This is a genomic window from Streptomyces sp. SID5785 (assembly GCF_009870065.1).
In the GTDB taxonomy this organism is placed as follows: domain Bacteria; phylum Actinomycetota; class Actinomycetes; order Streptomycetales; family Streptomycetaceae; genus Streptomyces.
In genome coordinates this window covers 1-2,575 of the sequence record NZ_WWIA01000939.1, presented here as the reverse complement: position 1 = coordinate 2,575, position 2,575 = coordinate 1, and the positions used below count along the sequence as shown (strand labels likewise).

Sequence of the window (2,575 nt, the reverse complement as noted above, 5' to 3'; positions counted from 1 at the left end):
GCGACGACCGCCAGGACCACGAGCACCCCGGTGACCGCGCCCTCCCCGCCCCGCGGCCCGCGGCCCAGCGCCAGGACGCCCACCACCACGAGCGCGGGACCGATCGCGACGGCGGCCCAGCGCGGGCCCCAGCCGGACACGAGCGCGCCCAGCCCGGCGGTGAGCAGGATCAGGGCGAGGACGCCCGCGAGCAGCAGCCGGCCCTGATGCTCCATCACCTCACCCGCCTCGGTGACGCATCGGCCCAGTGCGGCGGCGAGCGCGGCCACGGCCCCGGCGAACACGCAGTGCAGGAGCAGCACGAGCCGCACCGGCAGCACCTGCGCGGTCAGGAACGGCAGCCCGTACGTCCCGGTCCGCAGGGCCAGCGACCAGATGAGCACCAGCAGGACGAACACCCCCGCGCCCACCGCCCGCACGGCGCCGCTCCACACCTCCTCCCCGGCGGCGTCGACGGACTGCACGAGCCCCTCCCCCAGTGTGATCAGCACGAACAGGCCGAGCCGTTCGGCCAGATGATCGATGTCGGCGCCGACCAGCTCCGGCTTGCGCCGCATGCGGGAGCGCTTCCGCTCCGTGCGAGCGGCCGCCTCGCGTGCGGGCAGCCCGGCTGCGTCGCGCCGTGCCTCCCGTTCCAGCCTGCGCTCCACGCGTCCTTCCGCGGCGTCCCACTTCTCGTCGATCTCGGCCTGGAGCACCTCGCGGGAGACGCGTGCCATGACCGCCATGTCGATGAGCAGTCCCGCCGCCCAGCACCACAGCCGGGCGTCGCCGTGCACCCACAACGACACCACCCAGGGCGTGAGTCCGGCCCCCAGCTGGACGACGGGCAGGTCCGCCACCACCTGCCCGCGCCCGCTCCAGACATGGGAGGCGATGAACCGCACGACGATGTAGGCGACGGCGAAGGCGCGGGCCTTGTCCTCCGAGTCGCGCAGGCCCGGCACGGCAGCGGCCATCACCGCCATCCCGGACATCGCGGCCACGACGGTGGCGACCCGCGTGCGCCGCCCCGCCACGTTCCCGTACATCGTCGACATGACCCAGGCGAACCAGAACGCGAGGAACAGCAGCACGTACTCGCCGAGCGCCGCCCAGCCGGGGCCCGAGTGCAGCAGGTGGGCCAGCTGCCCCACCCCGGCGACAGCGATCAGGTCGAAGAACAGCTCCAGCCACGAGGCGTGCCGTTCACCCTCTGCGGACGCAGCGGCGTCCACCTCACCCATCGAACTCGACATGGCGGAATTATGGAGTTTTCACGGACAAAGTGGTGGTGATCGGCGGGCAGGGCGTGGCGGTCGGTCGGCCCGTCGGTCCGCTGGTCCGTCGGGCGGCGACTGCCCCGCCTCGGCGGGCGTCACGTCCAGGTACGGCGCGGCCGTCGCCAGAGCAGTACGACCGCCACGAGCCCGGCCACGCAGGGCGCCATGCCGGCCCAGCCGAGCGCCGGAGGCAGCCCCGTCATGCCGGAGGTGTCCCGGGTGAGCAGCCCCGCCAGCCCGACCGTGACTCCCAGGCCGAACAGCAGGGTCGCGGCCGGGCGGGCCCCGCGCCTGCCCGCCCGGACGGCCCAGCCCGTCGCCAGCCAGGCGAACGCACCGAGCACGCCGACAGCGGTCAGCACGACCAGGTACGTCTGGACTGCCGAGTCGATCTCCGTCTGCGTGTACGTGGGGTAGCCCGCCCTGGTGTGGTCGGCCAGCAGGTGGGTGGTGGCGCGGTCCACGTAGGGCGCGAGCGCCGCAAGGACCGTGAGCACGAGCCCTGCACAGAGCGCCGCGAGCACCCCGCGCGGCCGGTGCCTGTCGCGTGTCCTGTTCATCGAATCGCTTCCTTTCTCCCGCTCCTCGGCCTTCTCCGCTTCCTCGCCTGCTCCGGTCACGCCGCCAACGCCTCCTGAAGGAAGCCGAGGATCTCCTCCCGGGCCGCTTCGGCCTGTGGCTCGATGCCGGGGAGCGTGAGGAACGCGTGCCGGGCCCCCGGGTACTCGGACAGGCGCACCGGAGTCCCGGCCGCGTCCAGCCGCTCGGCGTAGCGCCGCCCGTGGTCGGCGACCGCGTCCTGGGTGGGCACCACCACCAGCGCGGGCGCGAGCCCGCCCAGGTCGTCGGCGTGGAGCGGAGACAGCGCGCCGGCGTCGGTGCCCGGCGGGACGGCGAGCCGCTGGAAGAGCCGGAGTTGGGGCATGACGGGGGCCGGGCTGGTCGCGTACGCCTCCATCGAGGGGTGGGCGAACATCGTCCCGGTGACGTCGACCGCGGGGTTCACGAGCACCTGCGCCCTCAGGTCCAGGCCCGCGTCCCGGGCCCGGAGCGCCGTCAGGGCGCTGATCAGCCCGCCGCAGCTCTCGCCGAAGACCGCGGCGCGCGCCGGGTCGACACCCCACTCCCGGGCGTGCCGCACGACGTGGGCGAGCACGCCCCAGCCGTCGTCGGCCGCCGCGGCGAGTGGGCTGCCGGGGGCGAGGAGGCGGTGTTCGACCGACACGACGACGGCGGGCAGGCGAGCGGCGACACGGCTGTTCGCCCAGTCGCACTGGGCGGCGGTGCCCACGAAGCCGCCTCCGTGGACGTGA

3 protein-coding genes are annotated in these 2,575 nt (G+C 74.6%); all 3 read right to left on the bottom strand.

Annotation, left to right across the window (positions count from 1 at the left end; translation table 11 throughout):
• On the bottom strand, window positions 1–1,238 hold a 1,238-nt coding region (locus tag GTW43_RS30705), incomplete at its 3' end, for a low temperature requirement protein A (RefSeq protein WP_161305257.1).
• Between the two features lie 119 nt (window positions 1,239–1,357).
• Window positions 1,358–1,822 carry a hypothetical protein gene (locus GTW43_RS38300; protein WP_237536899.1) on the bottom strand — a complete coding sequence of 155 codons (465 nt, stop codon included), beginning with the start codon at window positions 1,820–1,822 and terminating at the stop codon, window positions 1,358–1,360.
• A gap of 56 nt (window positions 1,823–1,878) precedes the next feature.
• On the bottom strand, window positions 1,879–2,575 hold a 697-nt coding region (locus GTW43_RS30695), incomplete at its 5' end, for an alpha/beta hydrolase (RefSeq protein WP_161305256.1).

Coding starts and splice junctions, on each gene's coding strand:
- GTW43_RS38300 (WP_237536899.1), bottom strand. CDS start 1,822: ATGAACAGGACACGCGACAGGCACCGGCCGCGCGGGGTGCTCGCGGCG.